This window comes from Arthrobacter pascens (assembly GCF_030815585.1).
Lineage (GTDB): Bacteria > Actinomycetota > Actinomycetes > Actinomycetales > Micrococcaceae > Arthrobacter > Arthrobacter pascens_A.
In genome coordinates, this window is record NZ_JAUSWY010000001.1 from 1,182,338 (window position 1) to 1,201,300 (window position 18,963).

The window sequence follows — 18,963 nt, forward strand, 5'->3', positions numbered from 1 at the left end:
CGTGGCTGCCCATAGACTTGGATCATGACGCAGCAAAACCACGATGTTCCTGACCCCGAAACCTACGACGCTTCCGCCAGTTCGCTGGCAGGCCACGTGGACAACTCGGTGATGGCGGAACTGCTGTCCATCCGTTCCAGCATCGACAACATCGATGCCACCTTGGTTTACCTTCTGGCCGAACGGTTCAAGGCCACCCAGAAGGTGGGCTTCCTCAAGGCAGCCCACCGCCTTCCTGCAGGCGACCCCGGCCGCGAAACCGCCCAGATCGCCCGGCTCCGGCGGCTGGCTGAGGAAGCACACCTTGATCCTGCCTTTGCGGAAAAGTTCCTGAACTTCATCATCGGCGAGGTCATCCGCCACCACGAAGCGATCGCCGAAGACCATCAGGCTGCTGCAGGCAAGCAGGATCCGGCACCGGGTCCGGCACAGGACGGACAGCAGGTCGGCCAACAGGTCGGCCAAGGGACAGGCATCTCGTCCGGCCCGCAAGCGTCCGCCGTCGCGTGAGAGTGACCCACCGGCAGGACCCGAGCAAACCAGCCAGGGTCAGCGCTGCACCCCTGGAGGTGACTGCCACCGGGCTGGGTCCCTGGCCGGGGGAGGACCCCGTGGAGGCCGCCCGGATTATCCGCGGCGAACTCGGCAGTCCGCATCTTCCCTTCCTGGCTGAACTTCCGGACCGCGGAGTGGGTTCCGATGCTTTGGGACGGACGGCGTCGCTCCTCGTGGAGATGGCAGTGGATGTCCAGCCCTATGGCTGGCGCCTGGTTGACCGGCCAGGCAAGGACTTCCGCCGCGCCGCGTCCGCGTTGTCAACTGATATCAACGTCCTTGCGGACGTGGCCGGGGCGGAGGACACCGCGGCCGCAGAAATCAAGGTCCAACTGCTCGGCCCGCTCAGCCTCGCAGCAGGCCTGCATCTCCACAACGGCGAGCGGTCGCTCATCGACTACGGTGCACGCCGCGATGTGGCGGCCTCCCTGGCCGCCGGCGTGGGAAGCCATTTGTCCCGGGTTTCCTCGGCGGTCCCGGGTGCCCGGCTGGTGGTCCAGCTCGACGAACCGGACATCGCTGCCGTGCTTGCCGGCACTATTCCGACGTCGAGTGGTTACCGCACACTGCGCGCCGTGGGCGGCCAGGAGGTCACCGAGTCCTGGCGCCTGGTGATTGACGCGCTCCGGGCTGCGGGAGCCGCCGAAATCGCTGTTTCGGTTCCGGAGATCGAGGCACCGTTTGACCGGATCCTGGCCGCTGGCGCAGACGGTATAGCGGTCCCGCTGAAGGCGCTGACTTCCCGACAGTGGGAGCAGCTCGCCGGAGCGGTTGAGGCTGGCAAGCGTCTCTGGGCCGGAACCTTGGACGTCGGCACGAGCACGCTGCCCAAAGTGGCTGACGCCGTCGATTCCGTCTGGCGACCCTGGCACCAGCTGGGCCTGCCGGCGTCGTCCCTCAGCACCGTGCGGATCACCCCCTCGGCGGGACTGGCCGGCCACACACCGTCAACGGCCACAGCAGCCCTGAACCGCCTCACCCAGGTGGCGGACGGACTGAACCAGCGGGCACAGGGCTGAACCATCCGGACTGAACCGTCCGGACTGAACCATCCCGGCTGCGGCCGGCTAGGTCCGGCGCTCCCAACGGTCAGGCTGGGCATAAGGCGGCAGGTAGCTCTGCGCCGAGCTGCCGCCGGAGTAGGGACGCAACCGGTAGTCGAAGCTTCCCGCATACACCAGGACCAGTCCCAGCTGTGGCTGGATGACCTTGACCTGGATGCGGTGCTTCCCGTTTACTCCCGCTGACGCGTCCCACCACTGCTCGGCGTAGGCCTTGGCATCAAGCGCGGCCGGGAGCGCCAGGCGCAGGGGACCGATAAACAGCCTGGAGCCGTCCGAGACGCCGCGTAGCCGGCCCTCCGCCGTGGCGCTGAGGTTAAGGTCAGTCACCACGCGCCGGTACCTGCCCACGTAGTCCACCAGCTGGGGACCGTTGTCCAGGTCAGTGACGCTGGTGGTGTCCTGGAAAATCCGGGTGCGCCCGGGGAAGCGGATCTCGCGCCTTGCGGTCAGGCTGGAGCGCCCGAAGGGATCCTGATGAGCATGGTTTTCGATCCTGAACGGAATACTTTCGCCGTACTCCGGGAAGAACGCTTCCTCGCCGGACGTGAGCCTCAGCAGCGGACTCAGCCACCGCTGCCTGCAACCCACGACGTCGAACACACCCTCGCCGACGCCGTACTGTCCGGAACCCGGGACCAGGGAAAAATAGTCCCGGAGCTCGGGCTGCAGCCGGTTGAAGTCTCCGCCCAAGGCCTGTTGGTAGATGGGGATGTTCATCATGGGCCTCCTGGTGGCGGTAGGAACAGCGGCGCTGCGTGTGATTTCACAATCTACCGGCAGCCTTGAGCCGGATGTACATGTCAGCCAGCTGCGGAGGCAGTTGGTGCGGTTCCGCATCCACCACCTCCACGCCGTGGTGCCGAAGCTGCGAGCTGACTGCCTCCCGTTCCAGGAGGGCGCGCTCGGCTGCGGCCGCCCGGAAGACACTGGAGGCGTTGTGACGTTCCTGGAGCATCAGGCCCAGCATGGGATCGCGTACCGCGGCCACCACCACAACATGCTGCTGTGCCAGCTGCGCAGCCACGGGGATGAGCCCTTCTTCGGGGGCGCCGCCCTCCAACGACGTCAGCAGCACAACCAGGGAGCGGTGCGCCGAGACGGCCCGGACCTGGCCGGGGATGCCGGACCAGTCCAGTTCGATCAGTTCCGCTTCGAGGGGTGCCATTGCCTGCACCAGTTGGCCCAGGAGGTTTCCGGCGGTGGCGGATCCTGCCCTGGCCCGGGGGCGGCGGTCAAAGGCAACGAAGTCCACCCTGTCGCCGCCCCTTTCTGCCAGGACTGCCAGCAGGAGGGCAGCTTCCATACCGGTGTCCAGGCGCGGTTCGTCGTCGATCCGGGCCGCTGATGTCCGGGACGTGTCCAGGATGATCACCACCCGCCGGTCACGTTCCGGCCGCCATGTGCGTACGACGACGGCGGAACGGCGGGCGGTTGCCCGCCAGTCGATGGAACGCACGTCATCCCCGCGGACGTAGTCGCGGAGCGAATCGAACTCGGTCCCTGCGCCCCGGATCTGTACAGCGGCTTTGCCGTCGAGCTCCCTCAACTTGCGGAGTTTGGACGGCAGGTGCCGTCGCGAGTGAAAAGGAGGCAGGACCCGCACGGAACCGGGACACTCCAGGGTGCGCTGGCGGGCAGCAAGCCGGAGCGGCCCTTGCGAGCGCAACGTCACGTGCGGAGCGCGCAGGTCTCCGCGGCGGACCGGCCGGAGACGTACCATCACCCGGCGGCTTTCCCCGGCGGGCACCTCCACCTCCTGTACTGGATTCTGTGCGCCGGCCGAAGGCTGCCACGCGTCGCGGACTGTTGCGCGCAGCCGGCGCCGGCCGTTGTTGCGGACCGTGAGGGTGGAGACGGCCGTGCCGTGCAGGGTGACGTTGCCGGGCTCGGAGCGCTGCACGTCGACGCTGCGCAGGGAAGCAGCCAAACCGAGTTCCACGGCCAGGAGCGCAGACAATACGAGGACCACGCCCAGGACCGTCCCCCACCCGGGCAACAGCAACACCGGCGCCAGGCCAAGCAGCGCCAGGAGCACAAAACGCCCGGAGAGTGCCATTCGGTCAGCGGGGTACGGGGACGGAGGCCAGGATGCTGTGCAGCACATCATCCACGCGGACCCCGTCCATCTGGGCTTCCGGGTGCAGGGCCACACGATGCCGCAGGCAAGGGAGCGCCAGCGCCTTGACGTCGTCGGGAGTGACGAAACTCCGGCCGGAAAGCCAGGCCCAGGCGCGCGACGTGTTCAACAGTGCAGTGGCTCCCCGGGGCGAGACGCCCAGCTGGAACGACGGTGCGGCCCGGGTCGCCCGCACCAGGTCCACGATGTAACCGATGATCTCCGGTTCGACGGCCACGGTGGCCACGGCCTGGCGTGCGCGTCCAAGGTTCTGCGCGCCGGCCACGGCCCGGACACCGGCTGCCGCCAGGTCGCGGGGATTGAACCCGGACGCATGCCGCCGGATCACCTCCATCTCGTCCGTCCGGTCAGGGAGGGGCATGGTGAGCTTGAGGAGGAAGCGGTCCAGCTGGGCTTCGGGCAGGGGATAGGTCCCCTCGTATTCCACCGGGTTCTGGGTTGCCGCCACCAGGAACGGTGCAGGCAGCGGCCGAGACACACCGTCCACCGAAACCTGCCGCTCTTCCATGGCCTCCAGCAGGGATGCCTGGGTCTTGGGCGGCGTGCGGTTGATTTCATCAGCGAGCAGGATGTTGGTAAAAACCGGCCCCTCGCGGAAGCTGAACTCCGAGGTGTGGGAGTCGTACACCAAGGAGCCGGTGACATCACCGGGCATCAGGTCCGGGGTGAACTGGATGCGTTTGGTATCCAGGCTCAGCGCGGCAGACAAGGCGCGTACCAGCAGCGTTTTGGCAACGCCTGGCACTCCCTCGAGGAGCACATGCCCCTGCGACAGCAGGGCGATCAGCAGCCCCGTGACCGTGGAATCCTGGCCCACCACGGCCTTGGCCACCTCGTGGCGGACGTCCAGGAGCGACTGGCGTGCAGGATCATGCTGCCTGGAATCCAGGATCTGCGGGCCGCTGCTCTGTTCGTTCATCGGGTCCTTACCTCGTTCTCTAGTTTGTCCAGTTCCTGTGACCATTGCACCAGCCTGGCTTCGTTCCGGGGATGCTCCTGGACAAGTTCCTTGATGTGGCTCACCGGCCGGGCAAGGTGCCGGGCTGCTGCTTCTGCGACGGCGTCAGCAGTGGCATCCGGGCCCAGCCGCAGCTCTTTCGCCAGCCTCAAGAGAGTGCCGGCCCGCAGGTTGTCCCGGGCACGGTCCACGGCGTGTGAATCGTGGTAGAGCCGCGCACGGCCCTCTGCTGTTTCCACTGCTTTGACCACAACGGGCAGCGGTTCAAAGACCAGCGGGCCAAGGCGCCGTCCGCGCCAGACCATTGCCAGCAGCGCCACGAAGGCCAGCCAGGGGCCCACGAACGGCACCCAATCCGGTGCAAGGTCATCGAGCGTCTGCGTCGAGTCGGCGGCGTTCACATCAGCGAGCCCAGGGAGGTACCAGACCAGGTCCTTGGAGCTGCCAAGCGTCCTGAGGGCCAGCGCGGCGTGTCCGTGCTCGGCCAGCCGCCCGTTGCTGAGAAGTGTGGTGCTGCCGAGAACAGTCAGCGCACCGTTGTCTGTGAAGGCGAGCAGCCCGGCGGCCGTTCCCGGCGGACGGTAGCAAAGCGTGCCGCCGTCGTACAGGAAGCCGGATTCTCCGGATACCGTTCCCGCGGATTCCGCATCGTCATTCCCGCACCCCGGCTCCAGGGTGGGCGACGTCTCCGGTACCACGCCGGCCTGCCGGATTCCGCCATGCAGCCCCGCCAGGGTATGGAGCCGCGGGGTCACCACCACCAACCGTCCGGCCGCTGCCCTGAGCTGTTCCAGCTGGGATCCATCCAGGAATCCGTTCCGGTCATACAGCAGGAGCGTGGCACCCGGCCTGTCGGTCACGGCGGCCAATGCGGCGCCAAAGGAACCCACGTTGTCCACGGTTACGCCGTGGCGGCCCAGGATTTCGCTCACGGCCCTGGCCCCGCCAGGGCCGGCGTTGTGGACAGATAACGGCACGGTGTCACCCTTTGGAGCCAGCTGCCCGGAGATGACCACCGTGAGTGCGACGGCGAACACCGCGCCGATCAATGTCCGGCCCCGATGCCGCCGCAGCCACGAAATGGCTTTGGCACGCGGTGGAACTTCTTCGGTGGGACCGGAGTCCGCCTTATGCCTGCTTTGCAGATCCTGGGTCATCGGGGCACCGCCGGCTCGGCCGGAACAGCGGCGTTGGCCGGTTTCAGGGACTGCAGGGCGGCATCGAGTTCCAGCATGGCGGCGTAGTCATCCCGGCCAGCCGCCTCGTTGCCGTAGCGGATCCCGTCGAATGTCCTGGCTGCCCAGCCGAGCCGCCGGGCTTCGGGGCTGAAGGGGCTGGCCAATTCGCGCGCCACTTCATCTGCTGTCCTGCCCGGCCGCGCGTCCAGGACGTTCCTGTCCTCGGCGGTGCGAACCAGCGCACGGAAGCAGTCGACGACGGCGGCACTCCACTCGCCCGCTGAGGCCGCCGCTGCGGCGCGCACACGGTAAGCCGATGCGCTCATGGTCGAGTCGACGTCGAACACGTCGCGATGCGGCGCCGACCTCGCGTTCAGGCGGGGACGGGCCAGCAGGATGGCGACCCCGATCACCACGGCGATGCCTACCCCGATCAGCGGAGCCCCGGCTGTGCCGTCCAGGCCGGGGGAGTTGCCCAGGGAGCGCAGCCAGTCCACCAGATCCTGCCATAGCCCGATCAGCCAGCCGGGGGCCGCTTCGCGGTACTCGGGCTTGGACAGTTCCTCCACGGCCCAGCGGCGGGCTTCGTCACTGCCGGGCATCACCGGAGGTTCAGCGGACATCCGGCCATGCCCCGTATGCCGGGGGTGCACCGTGTCCCGGTCCTTCTTTGTACACGGGTAGGCCGCGGCCCGGGACGCCCTCGGGGTCCGCGCCTGATTCCAGCAGCCGGAGAAGTGCCATGTCCAGGCCGTCCTTGCGCATCCTGAGGTCCAGGTAGAGCAGTGCCATGACGGACGTCTGGAAGGCGTAGCCCACCGCGCCCACGAGTGCGCTGATGATGGCTGTGGCAATGCCCAGTGCCACTGCTGCGGTGACTTCCTGTTCGGGGCCTCCATGGGGTAAGACCACACCGGTGAAGAAGGCGGAGAGCAGGCTGACTGGGATCATCACCACCTGGGAGATGACGCCCACCATGATCAACACCACGAGGGTGATTCCCAGGATGCGCCACCAGTTGCCGCGCGTGAGGTGCCACGACCTGCGCAGGCCGTCTACGGCCCCGAGCTCCTCGATGACCACCGCGGCCGGAGCAACCATGAGCTTGATGTAAATCCAGATCCACAGTGCAAAGAGAGCGATCCCCAAGGGGATGAGGACCAGGGCGCCGATTCCGCCGGAGGTGCTGATCAACAGGACGGTCAGCGCCGCATACAGCAGCACGGCGAGCAGGCCGCCAACAACCAGCAGCCCGGCCAGGCGGACCAGCGCCCAGGCGCGGGAACGCGCTAGCTGCCACATCTGCCGGAAGCCGGTGGGTCGGTTGAGAACGGACCGCGCCACCGGCACCACCATTGCACCTTGGAGCACGGTAGAAATGAACAGGGTCAACACGCTAAAAAGCAGGATGCCACCGGCAAAGCCCAGCCCCACCGAGACGAGCTCCTGCTGGTTGAGGCCCCCGGCCCACGTTTCCAAGGATCCGGCGGAAGCGGCGGGAAGCACTGTGACGACGGCGGTCAGCACGGCGACAAGTGACTGCGCCAGCAGGGCGGCCCCCAGCATGGCTTTTGCGTTTCGCCTGATGGTCTGGAAGGAACCGTCCAGGATTTCGCCGAACATCAGCGGACGCAGCGGAATGATGCCGGGCTTGGGCGGGGCGACATACTGGGGCTGGCGGTAGGGCGGCGGACCGCCGTAAGGATTGTAGGGCGGTGTACCCCATGGCTGCTGTTGAGAACCGGGCGGCGGAGCTGGCGGCGGACCCCACACAGGCTGTCCGCCCCATCCCGCCTGTCCGGAGCCAGGCTGCGGCACCCATGGCGCGGGGCCGCCCTGTTGCGGCCACGGCATATTCGGATCCTGTTGTGACAACCTGTTCCTTCCCCCGGGCGGGACCGTCCGCTTTCTGCGCCGCTTTCCCGCTGCGCCTTCCCTCCGGGACACGCCGCCGCAGCTCAGGCGGTGGGCACCCGGCGGCAGCCGGCACGATCCCAGACTATAGTTCCGGCGTCGGGCGTCATAGCCCGGCGCCATGCCGTGGAGGCGTTCAACAGGACAAAGCCTGATCAATAAGGGAATATATAACTATGAAGGCACGCATTCTGGTAGTTGACGATGACGAAGCGCTGGCCGAAATGATTGGAATTGTCCTCCGTAACGACGGCTTCGAGCCGGTCTTCTGCGCCGACGGCGGCCAGGCGCTTGATGTATTCCAATCATCCAAGCCGGACCTCGTGCTGCTTGACCTCATGCTTCCCGGTGTGGATGGCATTGAAGTCTGCCGGCAGATCCGTTCGGAATCAGACGTGCCCATCGTGATGCTCACCGCAAAGTCGGACACATCCGACGTCGTCCGCGGGCTGGAATCCGGCGCCGATGACTACGTGCCGAAGCCTTTCAAACCGGCCGAGCTTGTCGCCCGCGTCCGGGCCCGCCTGCGGCCGGGCGACCAGAAGGCTCCTGAAACGCTTCGGATTGCTGACATCACCATTGACGTCGCCGGCCACACTGTGAGCCGCGGCGATGAGCGCATCTCCTTGACTCCGCTTGAGTTCGACCTTCTCGTGGCACTGGCACGGAAGCCATGGCAGGTATTCACCCGGGAACTGCTTCTTGAACAGGTTTGGGGCTACCGCCATGCAGCGGACACCAGGCTGGTCAACGTCCATGTCCAGCGCCTCCGGTCAAAGATCGAACGGGATCCGGAGGCTCCGGAAGTAGTAATGACGGTTCGTGGTGTCGGCTACAAAGCAGGTTCCTGACCCCTCAGGAGCAGACCGGGGCCGTACGCCGGAGGACGTCCCCACCGGGCAGCCGGAGGCTCGCCCGGAGCATCACAGCACCCCAGAGCATACGGATGCACTCGCGGCCGGGCTGACGCGGCTGCCGCTCCGCGCCCGCATCTGGAGGCGGCGGGCCCTGATCGTCGGCGTCAGGGTCGCCCGCCTCGTCAGCACCGGCCTCAGCCGGTTTTTCCCTGCCATTCGCTACCTTGCAAGGTCACTTCATCGGCGCTGGCGACGGTCGCTTCAGTTCCGAACGGTCCTCACCACGCTGCTGCTGTCCGTGACGTCGTTCGCGGTGGTCGGCGCCTATCTGTCCAACCAGATCGCCAACAACCTCTTCCAGGAGCGACTGACCCAGGCCGAGTCCGAGACCCGGTATAACGTCAAGCAGGTCCAGGACACGTTCGACGGCGCCCAGGTCACCGACCAGTCCAGTGTCATCACCCTTGTCTACGACACCCTGACCGCAGTTGAGGGGCGTGGAGATGAGATCCAGCGTCGCTATGTATTTGAGGCCATGCCGCAGCAGACCAAGCCACGGAACCGCTGGGTTGAATCCAGGGCCTCCGATCAGCTGACGGTCAGCGTCATCCCGCCGGACCTTCGGAAAGCGGTGCAGCAGTCCGGGAAGGACCAGTACTGGGCGTCCACCGTGATTCCGGTAGGCACCGAGGACCGGCCGGGCATCGCGGTGGGCAACAAGGTGGACTTCAATGGGACCGTGTACGAGCTCTACTTGATCTACGACCTCAACACGGCTCAGCAGACGCTCGACGAAATCCAAAGCGTGCTGTGGGCCGGCGGCGCCGTCCTGGTGCTGATGATCGGCGCCATCGCCTGGTACGTCACGCGCAACGTGGTCAGCCCGGTCAGCCACGCTGCCCTGGTTTCGGAAAAGCTTGCCGCCGGCCAGCTGCAGGAACGCATGGTGGTTAAAGGTGAAGACGAAGTGGCCCGCCTCGGAGCTTCGTTCAACCACATGGCAGCCAGCCTCCAGGAGCAGATCACGCAGCTCGCCACGCTTTCCCAGATGCAGCAGCGCTTCGTCTCTGACGTTTCGCATGAGCTTCGGACGCCGCTGACCACTGTGAGGATGGCCGCGGAAGTCCTGTACGACGCCCGCCACGATTTCGACCCCATCAACAAGCGCTCCGCGGAACTGCTGTACAACCAGGTGGAGCGGTTCCAGTCGCTCCTGTCGGACCTGCTGGAGATCTCCCGCTTTGATGCCGGTGTGGCCATGCTTGACGCCGAACCGGAGGACATCCTGCAGGTCATTGCCCACGTCATCGAAGGAGCGGCGCCGGTGGCCGCCGAGTACGGCTCGGAAATCACCCTCCGCGCCCCCGCCGAGGGCATCGTGGTGGAGATGGACGCCCGCCGGATCGACAGGATCCTGCGGAACCTGATCCTGAACGCAGTGGAGCACGGGGAGGGCAGACCTGTGAACATAACCGTCGCGGCCAACCAGACCGCCGTGGGGATTGCGGTCCGTGACCACGGCATCGGCATGACCCCGGCGGAGGCCGCCCGGGTCTTTGACAGGTTCTGGCGGGCCGATCCCGCCCGCGCGCGGACCACGGGCGGCAGCGGCCTGGGACTGTCCATTGCCATGGAGGACACCAAGCTCCACAATGGTTGGCTGCAGGCCTGGGGCAAGAAGGGCACCGGAGCTAACTTCCGGCTCACCGTGCCCCTGCGGCAGGGGGAAGAGATCGACAGGTCGCCGGTGCAACTCGAACCGGAGGACATACTCCTGCCGGAGGTGCAGGCGGGCAGGAACATGCTGGTCATGGACCCCGGCCCCGCGCCTGTGCCACAGGCTCCGGAAAGTGTGCGGGTACCGGACGATGCACAGGGAGACGGCGACGCGGCGGCGGCACCGCGGTCCGGCGTGACCGCGGTGCCGAAGGAGACGCCATGACAGGAAAGAACCTTGGGAAGCGGCACCATGCTGCCGTGTTGCTGATGATGCTTGTCCTCCTGCTGGCCTCGTGCGCCCGCATACCCACCGCTGGCCCGGTAGGGAAAAGCAGTGAGGGAAGCGCCGGAAACCTCACCGCCCCAGTGTTCCTTCCAGCCGCGCCCCAGGCCGGCGCTGCGCCGGAGACCATCATCGAGGATTTCTACCGGGCCGGGAGCGGCTATGAGGATGACTACGCGGTTGCCCGCGAATATCTCACGCAGGCGTCCTCTGTGGCGTGGAAGCCGGACCAGCGCGCCTTGGTGTACCGCGAAGCACGGGTGGTCAGCACCGGCGTCGAAAATGTGTACAACTACGAACTGGACGTTGCCTACACGGTTGACGCGGACGGCATCGCAACCCAGACGCCGGAGGGTACCAAGGAGAACATCCCGGCCACAGTCACCCAGGTTGACGGTGAATGGCGGATCTCCGCCATTCCGGACGGGACGGCTATCCCTGAGGAAACCTTCAAGGTGATTTACGGTGCCTATCCGATCTACTTTTACGATCCCAGCTTCACCTACGCCGTTCCGGACGTCCGCTGGTTCATTAAGAACAAGACGGTCAAGGCTATGACCAGTGCTCTGCTCGCCGGCCCGGCCCCGTACCTTCGGGGAGCAGTGGTGACCGCGTTTCCGTCCGGAATCAAACTGGCCCGTGAATCGGTGCCGGTGGTGTCAGGTGCTGCGCAGGTGGACCTCACAGCCAAGGAACTCACCGAAGCATCCACCGAGGACCGGCTTCGGATGCAGACGCAGCTTGCACTTACCTTCCGCAGCCAGCCTGATGTGGTCAATGTCGAGCTACGGGCCAACCAGGACCTTGTGCGGGTGGAAGACAACGGCTCGGTGCTGCCCCCGGTCCAGGATAAGAGCGTACCTGCCCGCCAGATCGCTGTGAGCGGCAACGAGTTGGTGCGCTATGAAAACAACCGTGTTTCGCCGCTGCCGGATATGCAGACGGTCTCAGCGCTGGGACCACGCTTTCCGGCGGAGTCACCGGTGTCCCAGACGGTCGCATTCCTGAACGAAAGCCGCACCATGCTCTACAGCATGGTTCCGGGACAGCCGGCCAGGGCACTGACGACACGCAGCACCCTGACGCATCCGTCGTTCAGTCTCCAGGACTGGGTCTGGACTGCTGGCCCCGGGCCGACCGGCGGAACTGAAATCGTCGCGTACCGGCCCGCGGGCGTGGCCGAGGGCGCTGCCGTTCCGACTGTCACGCTTGCCCCTTCCTGGCTTGCCGGCAGGACCATCAAGGATCTGAGGGTGTCCCGGGAGGGAGTGCGCGCGCTGGTGATTTCGGAGCAAAACGGCAAGACGCGGGTGCAGGTTGCCGGGATCATCCGGGCGGCGGACGGAACCCCCAGGGAGCTGACGCCACCCATAACACTTGAGACGGGCAGCGAGCCCGACCAAGGTGTCTGGGTCACTGACACCACCGTGGCGGTCATGAAGGGCTCAGCGGCCGCGAACGTGACGCCGGAGCTGCTGTCCCTCACCTCCGGTCAGCCGCAGCAGCTGGCGCCGTGGCCCGGGCTGGTGGGACTCAGCGCCGGAAACGGAACCGAGGAGATCTACGCGCAATCCGCTGAGGGAATCTTCCAGCGGCTGGGCAACGGCTGGTCTCCCCAGCTCAAGGGGCCTATCGACCTATCCTTCCCGGGCTAGGACACTGACGCGCTCTCCCGGCCGCCCAACTGAGTCGCAGAGGTGTCGTTTCGAGCCCTCAAAACAACCCTGGTGCTGCCTGGTTGCCGCTGTTGTCCACATAGGCCACCCGGAGGCTTCCCTCCTGCTCGCCGCGAGGCGAGTATCGGGATGTGACTGCTGGCGAGTTCCCCCACCGACCGGGCAGGGGCCTACCTCCTGCGGATCCGGACCTCCTGCCGGTCCCGCAAAGATCGGCGAAGCACCGGGGAGAGCATGAACGGCGGCTCCTGCGGGCCGTTGACCAGATGGGCGCGGCAGCGTTGGAGCTGCTGGCGCTAGCCCTGCCTGTGGACTGCGTCTGCTGTGGTGCCGAGGACCTTGCTCTCTGCGTGGCATGTGAACGCCAGGTCAGGATACTGACCAGCAGACCCTTCAGGGCGGAGGCGCAGGCCCCGGCACTGATGGACGTCGACGGCGGCATTATTCTCCCTGTAGTGGCCGCGGGTGTGTACCGCGAAGAATTGGCGCAGGCGCTTCTTTCCTTCAAGAGCCACGGCCAGCACCAGCTCGGGGCGATCCTGGCGAAGGGGCTGGGGGGTGCTGTTGCAGCAGCAGTCGACGGCATGGACGCCGTGTGCCTGGTCCCGGTTCCCAGTAGCGCCGGGGCATTCGTGAAACGGGGATTCAGTCCCGTGCATCTGCTTCTTGGCTCCCTGGGACATGGAAGCATCCTGGTCGGCACGCCGGTGCTGGACGTGCTTCGGAAGTCCCGGCGCCGCGCCGCCCTGTATCAACTTCCAGGCGGCCAGAAAGGCCTTGGCCGCGGCGCCAGGGCGAAGCGGGTCCGGGGATCCATGTGCGTCCCAGGATGGAAACGGCGGAGCGTGTCTGGCCGCCGGTGTGTCATCGTGGACGACGTCCTGACCACAGGGGCAACGCTCTCAGAAGCAGCCCGGGCACTGCACCTGGCCGGAGCCCTCGTGGCAGGCGCCGTGGTCCTGGCAGCGACACGCCCGCCCGATTCCGGCAGCGCCAGCACCGCATCCGCGGGTGCTGGCCGAAAGCCCGATGACTTAGAAAAAAATAAACGAATAAAGGATGAATAACGGGTGGCTATGAACTAACGTCGGTTGTGGGTACCAAGAACAGATGTACCTGTCGATGGCGGCTCGGAAAGGGGCTCGACTGTCAATCAGATCGGCTCTAGGAAGTGCCGCCGTCGTGTCACCGAAGTCATTTGGAGGGCACCATGGAGTTTATGATCAGCGGACGAAATCTGACGGTCTCAGACCGCTTCCGCGAATATGCCGGTGAGAAGATCTCGAAGATCGAATCACTTGGCGACAAGGTCCAGCGGGTGGACGCGAAGGTGTCCAAGGAAACGAACGCCCGGCAGACCGGCGACCAGCTCACCGTCGAAGTGACTGTCCTGGGCCGTGGACCCGTGATTCGTGCCGAAGCCAGCGCCGCAGACAAATTCGCTGCCTTTGATCTCGCCTACAACAAGCTGCTTGAGCGGCTTCGCCGTGCGAAGGACCGCAAGAAGGTCCACCACGGCCGCCACACTCCCAAGGCAGTCCGCGAAGCCACAGCGGCCCTGGAACCCGCCAGTGCCCATGAACCTATATATGCCGAAGCGAGCCACCGGAACGAGCCCGTGGCCGCGCCTGCCGAGAAGTCGCCCTACGATCTTGAGAATGACATTCCGGCAGGGGATTCGCCGGTGCTGATCCGGCGCAAGGTCTTTCCCGCCGCGTCCCTCTCGCTAGACGATGCCGTGGACAACATGGAGCTGGTGGGCCACGACTTCTACCTCTTTGTCGACAAAGCCACCAATACGCCGTCCGTTGTGTACCGCCGCCGCGGCTGGACTTATGGGGTTATCACCCTGGACCACGAATGCGAACCCGGGGATACCGTGGTTGAAGAGAAGATTATTGCTTACCGCTCCGACGATGAGGCTGCCAGGATCTAGGATGGTGCACACCATCCATCGAAAGGACTGACGTGTCAGCGACGCTGAGCCTGGACCAGGCCCGGCGGATCGCTTTGGCAGCTCAAGGACTGGACAAAGGACGGCCCGCCGGCCCCGTGACTTTACGGACGGTGGGCCGTACTTTTGCCCGGCTCCAGCTGGTCCAGATCGATTCCGTCAATGTGCTGTCCCGGAGCCACTATCTTCCGTTCTTCTCGCGCCTCGGGAACTACGACCGCAGCATCCTGCAGCGTATGTCCGCCACGCACCCGCGGCGCATGATGGAGTATTGGGCACACGAAGCCAGCTACATCCGTCCGGAGTTCTTCCTGGACCTGGTGCAGTGGCAGAAGCGCAAGTGGGTGGGTGCGTCTGCCATGGAGCCGGAGCTGCGAAAAGACGTGGCCGGCAAGATCCTCGAAGCCCTCGACGCGGGACGGGCCATGACGGCGGCCGAACTCACTGTGAAAATCGGGCATGTGGAAGACCGGCGGGACGACAACTGGGGATGGAACTGGAACGCGGTTAAAAGGGTTCTTGAAGACCTGTTCCAGGATGGCCTGATCTCGGCAGCGTCGAGATCAGAGCAGTTCGAACGCAGGTATGCCCTGACCGCGCGCGTCTTGCCTGATCAGCTTTCGCTGGGCGGGGACCGGCGGAACCCTGTTGAGGCCATGCATCGGCTCATCGACGCGGCAGCACAGGCCCATGGCATCGGAACCGTGCGGTGCTTTGCAGACTACTTCCGCACTCCGCTCAAGGCTGCGGTCGCCTCGGTGGACCATCTCGTGAGCGCAGGGAGGCTCGAGCCGGTTACTGTCGCAGGCTGGGACCGGAAGGTGTTCCTTCATGCCGAAGCCAGGACGCCGCGGCGGGCTGCAGGGCGGGCGCTGCTGAGTCCCTTTGACTCACTGGTCTTTGAGCGGCGCAGGCTTGAGGAGCTGTTTGGCTTTCACTACCGCATTGAGATTTACACGCCCGAACACAAAAGACGCTTCGGATACTACGTTCTGCCGTTCCTTCTGCGGGACAGAATAGTGGCCCGGGTGGACCTGAAGGCGGACCGGGCGGCGGGACTGCTGCTCGCCAAGTCGGCCTACGCCGAGCAGGACGCACCGCTGGACACCGCCGTCGAACTTGCAGACGAGCTGGAGCTGATGGCTCAGTGGCTGGGGCTGGAGGACGTCGTGGTCAGCCCGGTCGGGAACCTTGCAGACTCCCTTGCCTTGGCGCTGCGCCGCGGTGGAGGACCTATCAGCTCTCAGGGAACACAGTCCACGTGGTCCGTGTCTCTCCCGTAGACTAAAATCGCCAGAATTCGGCGGCATGAGACTGGGAGCATCTTCACGTGGCATCACTTATCGAAAAACTTCTCCGCACGGGTGACAAAAAAACCCTGCGGCAACTGCGTAACTACGCCGAAGCCATCAATGCCCTCGAAGACTCGTTTATAACGTTCACAGACGCCGAACTCCGTGAAGAAACCGACCGCCTCCGGACGCGCCACCAGGACGGCGAGAAGCTGGACGATCTCCTGCCGGAAGCCTTTGCCGCTGTCCGGGAGGCCTCGTCGAGGACTCTTGGCATGCGTCACTTCGACGTCCAGCTGATGGGTGGCGCTGCCCTTCACCTGGGAAACATCGCCGAGATGAAGACAGGGGAAGGCAAGACCCTCGTGGCCACCGCCCCTGCCTACCTCAATGCCCTCGCCGGAAACGGTGTCCACGTGATCACCGTGAACGACTACCTGGCTGAATACCAGTCCGACCTCATGGGCCGCGTCTACCGCTTCCTTGGCCTGACCAGCGGCTGCATCCTCTCCAACCAGGACCCCGCGGTTCGGCGCGAGCAATATGCTGCCGACATCACCTACGGCACCAACAACGAATTCGGCTTCGACTACCTCCGCGACAACATGGCCTGGGACAAGTCTGAGCTCGTTCAGCGGGGCCACAAATTTGCGATCGTTGACGAAGTCGACTCCATCCTCATCGACGAAGCCCGCACCCCGCTGATCATTTCCGGCCCCGCCCAGGGCGATACCAACCGCTGGTACAGCGAATTCGCCAAGGTGGTGCTGCGACTGCAGCCTGAACAGGACTACGAAGTCGACGAAAAGAAGCGCACCGTGGGCGTTCTTGAAAGCGGCATTGAAAAAGTCGAGGACTATCTCGGTATCCAGAATCTCTACGAGTCCGCCAACACGCCGCTCATCGGTTTCCTTAACAACGCCATCAAGGCCAAGGAACTGTTCAAGCGGGACAAGGACTACGTCATCCTGGACGGCGAAGTCCTGATTGTGGACGAGCACACCGGCCGCATCCTCGCGGGGCGGCGCTACAACGAGGGCATGCACCAGGCAATCGAGGCCAAAGAAGGCGTCGAGATCAAGGCTGAAAACCAGACCTTGGCAACGGTGACGCTGCAGAACTACTTCCGTATGTATGACAAACTCGCCGGCATGACCGGTACGGCCGAGACTGAGGCCGCCGAGTTCATGGGCACCTACAAGCTCGGCGTGGTGGCCATTCCCACCAACCGCGACATGATTCGGATCGACCAGTCGGACCTCGTCTACAAGAACGAGACAGTGAAATTCGACGCTGTCGTCCAAGACATCGCAGAACGCCACGAAAAGGGCCAGCCCATCTTGGTCGGCACCACCAGCGTTGAGAAGAGCGAATACCTCTCCCGACTGCTCGCCAAGGAAGGCATCAGGCACGAGGTCCTGAACGCCAAGAATCATGCCCGTGAAGCCGCTATCGTCGCGCAGGCAGGCCGGAAGGGTGCCGTCACTGTTGCAACTAACATGGCAGGGCGCGGCACGGACATCATGCTCGGCGGAAACGCTGAGTTCACCGCGGTAGCTGAGCTCGCCAAGCGCGGACTGGACCCGGAGGAGAACTCCGAGGAATACGAAGCCGCATGGCCTGCCGCCCTGGAAGCTGCCAATCAGTCTGTCAAGGACGAGCATGAGGAAGTCCTCAACCTCGGCGGACTCTATGTCCTGGGTACCGAGCGGCATGAGTCCCGACGCATCGACAACCAGCTCCGCGGTCGTTCCGGACGCCAAGGGGATCCGGGCGAATCGCGCTTCTACCTGTCACTGACCGATGACCTGATGCGCCTCTTCAATTCGGGCGCCGCCGAGCGCCTGATGAACAGTTCTGTTCCTGATGACGTTGCGTTGGAGTCCAAGCTCGTCTCCCGTGCCATCGCCTCGGCCCAGGGCCAGGTTGAGGGCCGCAACGCCGAACAGCGCAAGAACGTCCTGAAATACGACGACGTGCTGAACCGCCAGCGGGAAGCCATCTACGGCGACCGGCGCCGGATTCTTGAAGGTGACGACCTGCACGAGAAAGTGCAGTTCTTCGTTGAAGACACGGTCACGGCAATGATTGACGCCGCCACGGCCGAGGGCAACGGCGACGACTGGGACTTCAACCAGTTGTGGACCAACCTGAAAACGCTGTATCCCGTGAGTGTCACGCCCGAGGACATCATCGAAGAGGCCGGCGGTAAGTCCAGGCTTACCGTGGAGCTCCTGAAGGAAGAACTGCTGTCAGACGCCCGCCTGGTGTACCAGGAGCGTGAAGCGACCATCGGCTCCGAAAGCATGCGTGAGCTGGAGCGCCGCGTGGTGCTGTCGGTCATCGGGCGTAAATGGCAGGAACACCTCTACGAGATGGACTACCTGAAGGAGGGCATCGGCCTGCGTGCCATGGCCCAGCGTGATCCGCTCGTTGAATACCAGCGCGAGGGCTTCACCATGTTCCAGAGCATGATGGAGGCTATCCGTGAGGAAAGTGTCGGCTTCCTGTTCAACCTTGAGGTGGAAGTCACTCCTGCACAGGATGTTGTGGTGGCAGACGCCGCCGGCGGGCACACCGAGCACGTTGAACCGCAGATCCGTGCGGCCGGTCTTGAAGCGCCGGAGAAGCCGGCGCAACTGCAGTACACCGCTCCGGGCGAAGACGGCGGAACCCAGACCCGGGTGGAAAGCCGCTCCTCCTCATCTCGTTCCGGCAACCCGGCAAAGGCGGCTGCCCAGGATGCCCCCAAACGCACCAGCAAGAAAAAGCGCCGCTGATATCGGGCGCCGAGGGTCGGACAAGCAACGCCGATTGAGCTGTGTGAATACGGCAGGTTGAATAGGGCAGGCCCTGCCCTATATCCGCGGCACCAATTTTAGTCTCCCCGTCACTGAGGTCAGCCCACGGCGAGCTCTGTCACCCGCCAGACCTGCTTGCTCCGTTCGAGCCGGACGGCCACGGCCCGGGCCCGGACGTCGTCGACCACCACAGCGCTTGCCTCATAGATTCCGGGGGCCACCTCGCAGATGCGGACAGAGCGCACTACGGAGTTCTTGTGAAGCCTTGCCAGCGACGGGGATGCTGAGCGTGCAAGTTCCCGCCGGATCAGCGATGCGCGGTGCTGCAGTGCTGCGAGGCAGCGCGGATCCAGTCTGCGCGCAAGCTGGTGGACGGGCCGGATACCGGCGAGGACCTCCATCGCGGCCTGGACCGTGTTCCGGGTGATGGCGAGGACTTCCGCAGTCTCATCCGCCGCCCGCAACGGGCGGAGGGCGGCATCCGTCCCGCTTGGAAGTTGTCGGGAAGCCGCGGTCCGGGTGCCGTTGACTGCGGCGGAGCGGATCGGTGTTACAGCACTCATGATTTCCCCTTG

15 protein-coding genes and 1 pseudogene are annotated in these 18,963 nt (G+C 65.0%); 9 read left to right on the forward strand and 7 right to left on the reverse strand.

Annotated elements, in window-relative coordinates; genetic code table 11:
• Positions 1-24: 24 nt before the first annotated feature.
• Both QFZ30_RS05570 and QFZ30_RS05575 read left to right on the forward strand, forming a co-directional pair.
• Positions 25-408: pseudogene (locus tag QFZ30_RS05570) on the forward strand (chorismate mutase); the annotation flags it as partial.
• A gap of 104 nt (positions 409-512) precedes the next feature.
• Entirely contained in the window at positions 513-1,574 is a 1,062-nt protein-coding gene (locus QFZ30_RS05575) for a hypothetical protein (protein ID WP_307080066.1), read from the forward strand.
• Positions 1,575-1,622: 48 nt separating this feature from the next.
• Here the strand turns inward: QFZ30_RS05575 and QFZ30_RS05580 are convergent, their stop codons facing one another.
• Genes QFZ30_RS05580 through QFZ30_RS05605 form a run of 6 tightly spaced genes read right to left on the reverse strand, consistent with a single transcriptional unit; the run spans position 1,623 to position 7,746 of the window.
• A complete protein-coding gene (locus QFZ30_RS05580) occupies positions 1,623-2,336 on the reverse strand; it encodes a DUF4166 domain-containing protein (protein WP_307080068.1) in 714 nt (237 codons plus the stop codon).
• Between the two features lie 46 nt (positions 2,337-2,382).
• Entirely contained in the window at positions 2,383-3,675 is a 1,293-nt protein-coding gene (locus QFZ30_RS05585) for a DUF58 domain-containing protein (protein ID WP_307074255.1), read from the reverse strand.
• A 4-nt stretch (positions 3,676-3,679) separates the two neighbouring features.
• Positions 3,680-4,675 carry an AAA family ATPase gene (locus tag QFZ30_RS05590; RefSeq protein WP_307074257.1) on the reverse strand — a complete coding sequence of 332 codons (996 nt, stop codon included), beginning with the start codon at positions 4,673-4,675 and terminating at the stop codon, positions 3,680-3,682.
• Positions 4,672-5,871, reverse strand: a complete 1,200-nt coding sequence (locus QFZ30_RS05595; RefSeq protein ID WP_307074260.1) for a DUF4350 domain-containing protein — start codon at positions 5,869-5,871, stop codon at positions 4,672-4,674. Before QFZ30_RS05595 ends, QFZ30_RS05590 begins: the two co-directional genes overlap by 4 nt.
• A complete protein-coding gene (locus QFZ30_RS05600) occupies positions 5,868-6,515 on the reverse strand; it encodes a DUF4129 domain-containing protein (RefSeq protein WP_307074262.1) in 648 nt (215 codons plus the stop codon). Before QFZ30_RS05600 ends, QFZ30_RS05595 begins: the two co-directional genes overlap by 4 nt.
• Positions 6,505-7,746, reverse strand: a complete 1,242-nt coding sequence (locus QFZ30_RS05605) for a DUF7847 domain-containing protein (RefSeq protein WP_307074264.1) — start codon at positions 7,744-7,746, stop codon at positions 6,505-6,507. Before QFZ30_RS05605 ends, QFZ30_RS05600 begins: the two co-directional genes overlap by 11 nt.
• 236 nt (positions 7,747-7,982) lie before the next feature.
• Here QFZ30_RS05605 and mtrA point away from each other — a divergent pair, with 236 nt between their 5' ends.
• The 7 genes from mtrA to secA all read left to right on the forward strand — a co-directional run bounded on the left by mtrA (position 7,983) and on the right by secA (position 18,367).
• Positions 7,983-8,657, forward strand: coding sequence for an MtrAB system response regulator MtrA (gene mtrA / locus QFZ30_RS05610; protein WP_307074266.1), 675 nt, complete (start codon positions 7,983-7,985; stop codon positions 8,655-8,657).
• A 121-nt stretch (positions 8,658-8,778) separates the two neighbouring features.
• Entirely contained in the window at positions 8,779-10,605 is a 1,827-nt protein-coding gene (gene mtrB, locus QFZ30_RS05615; RefSeq protein WP_307080069.1) for an MtrAB system histidine kinase MtrB, read from the forward strand.
• Positions 10,602-12,320 carry an LpqB family beta-propeller domain-containing protein gene (locus tag QFZ30_RS05620; RefSeq protein ID WP_307074268.1) on the forward strand — a complete coding sequence of 573 codons (1,719 nt, stop codon included), beginning with the start codon at positions 10,602-10,604 and terminating at the stop codon, positions 12,318-12,320. The genes mtrB and QFZ30_RS05620 overlap by 4 nt, the downstream gene beginning before the upstream one ends.
• 152 nt (positions 12,321-12,472) lie before the next feature.
• Positions 12,473-13,408: a ComF family protein gene (locus QFZ30_RS05625; protein ID WP_307074271.1), complete on the forward strand. Its 936-nt coding sequence runs from the start codon at positions 12,473-12,475 to the stop codon at positions 13,406-13,408.
• Between the two features lie 143 nt (positions 13,409-13,551).
• Positions 13,552-14,277, forward strand: coding sequence for a ribosome hibernation-promoting factor, HPF/YfiA family (hpf, locus tag QFZ30_RS05630; RefSeq protein WP_307074273.1), 726 nt, complete (start codon positions 13,552-13,554; stop codon positions 14,275-14,277).
• A 32-nt stretch (positions 14,278-14,309) separates the two neighbouring features.
• Entirely contained in the window at positions 14,310-15,578 is a 1,269-nt protein-coding gene (locus tag QFZ30_RS05635) for a winged helix-turn-helix domain-containing protein (protein WP_307074277.1), read from the forward strand.
• A gap of 47 nt (positions 15,579-15,625) precedes the next feature.
• The gene (gene secA / locus QFZ30_RS05640) at positions 15,626-18,367 is read left to right on the forward strand and encodes a preprotein translocase subunit SecA (protein WP_307074279.1); all 2,742 of its coding nucleotides are present in this window, start codon (positions 15,626-15,628) and stop codon (positions 18,365-18,367) included.
• A 119-nt stretch (positions 18,368-18,486) separates the two neighbouring features.
• Here the strand turns inward: secA and QFZ30_RS05645 are convergent, their stop codons facing one another.
• Positions 18,487-18,951 carry an Rv3235 family protein gene (locus tag QFZ30_RS05645; protein WP_307074281.1) on the reverse strand — a complete coding sequence of 155 codons (465 nt, stop codon included), beginning with the start codon at positions 18,949-18,951 and terminating at the stop codon, positions 18,487-18,489.
• Positions 18,952-18,963: the final 12 nt, after the last annotated feature.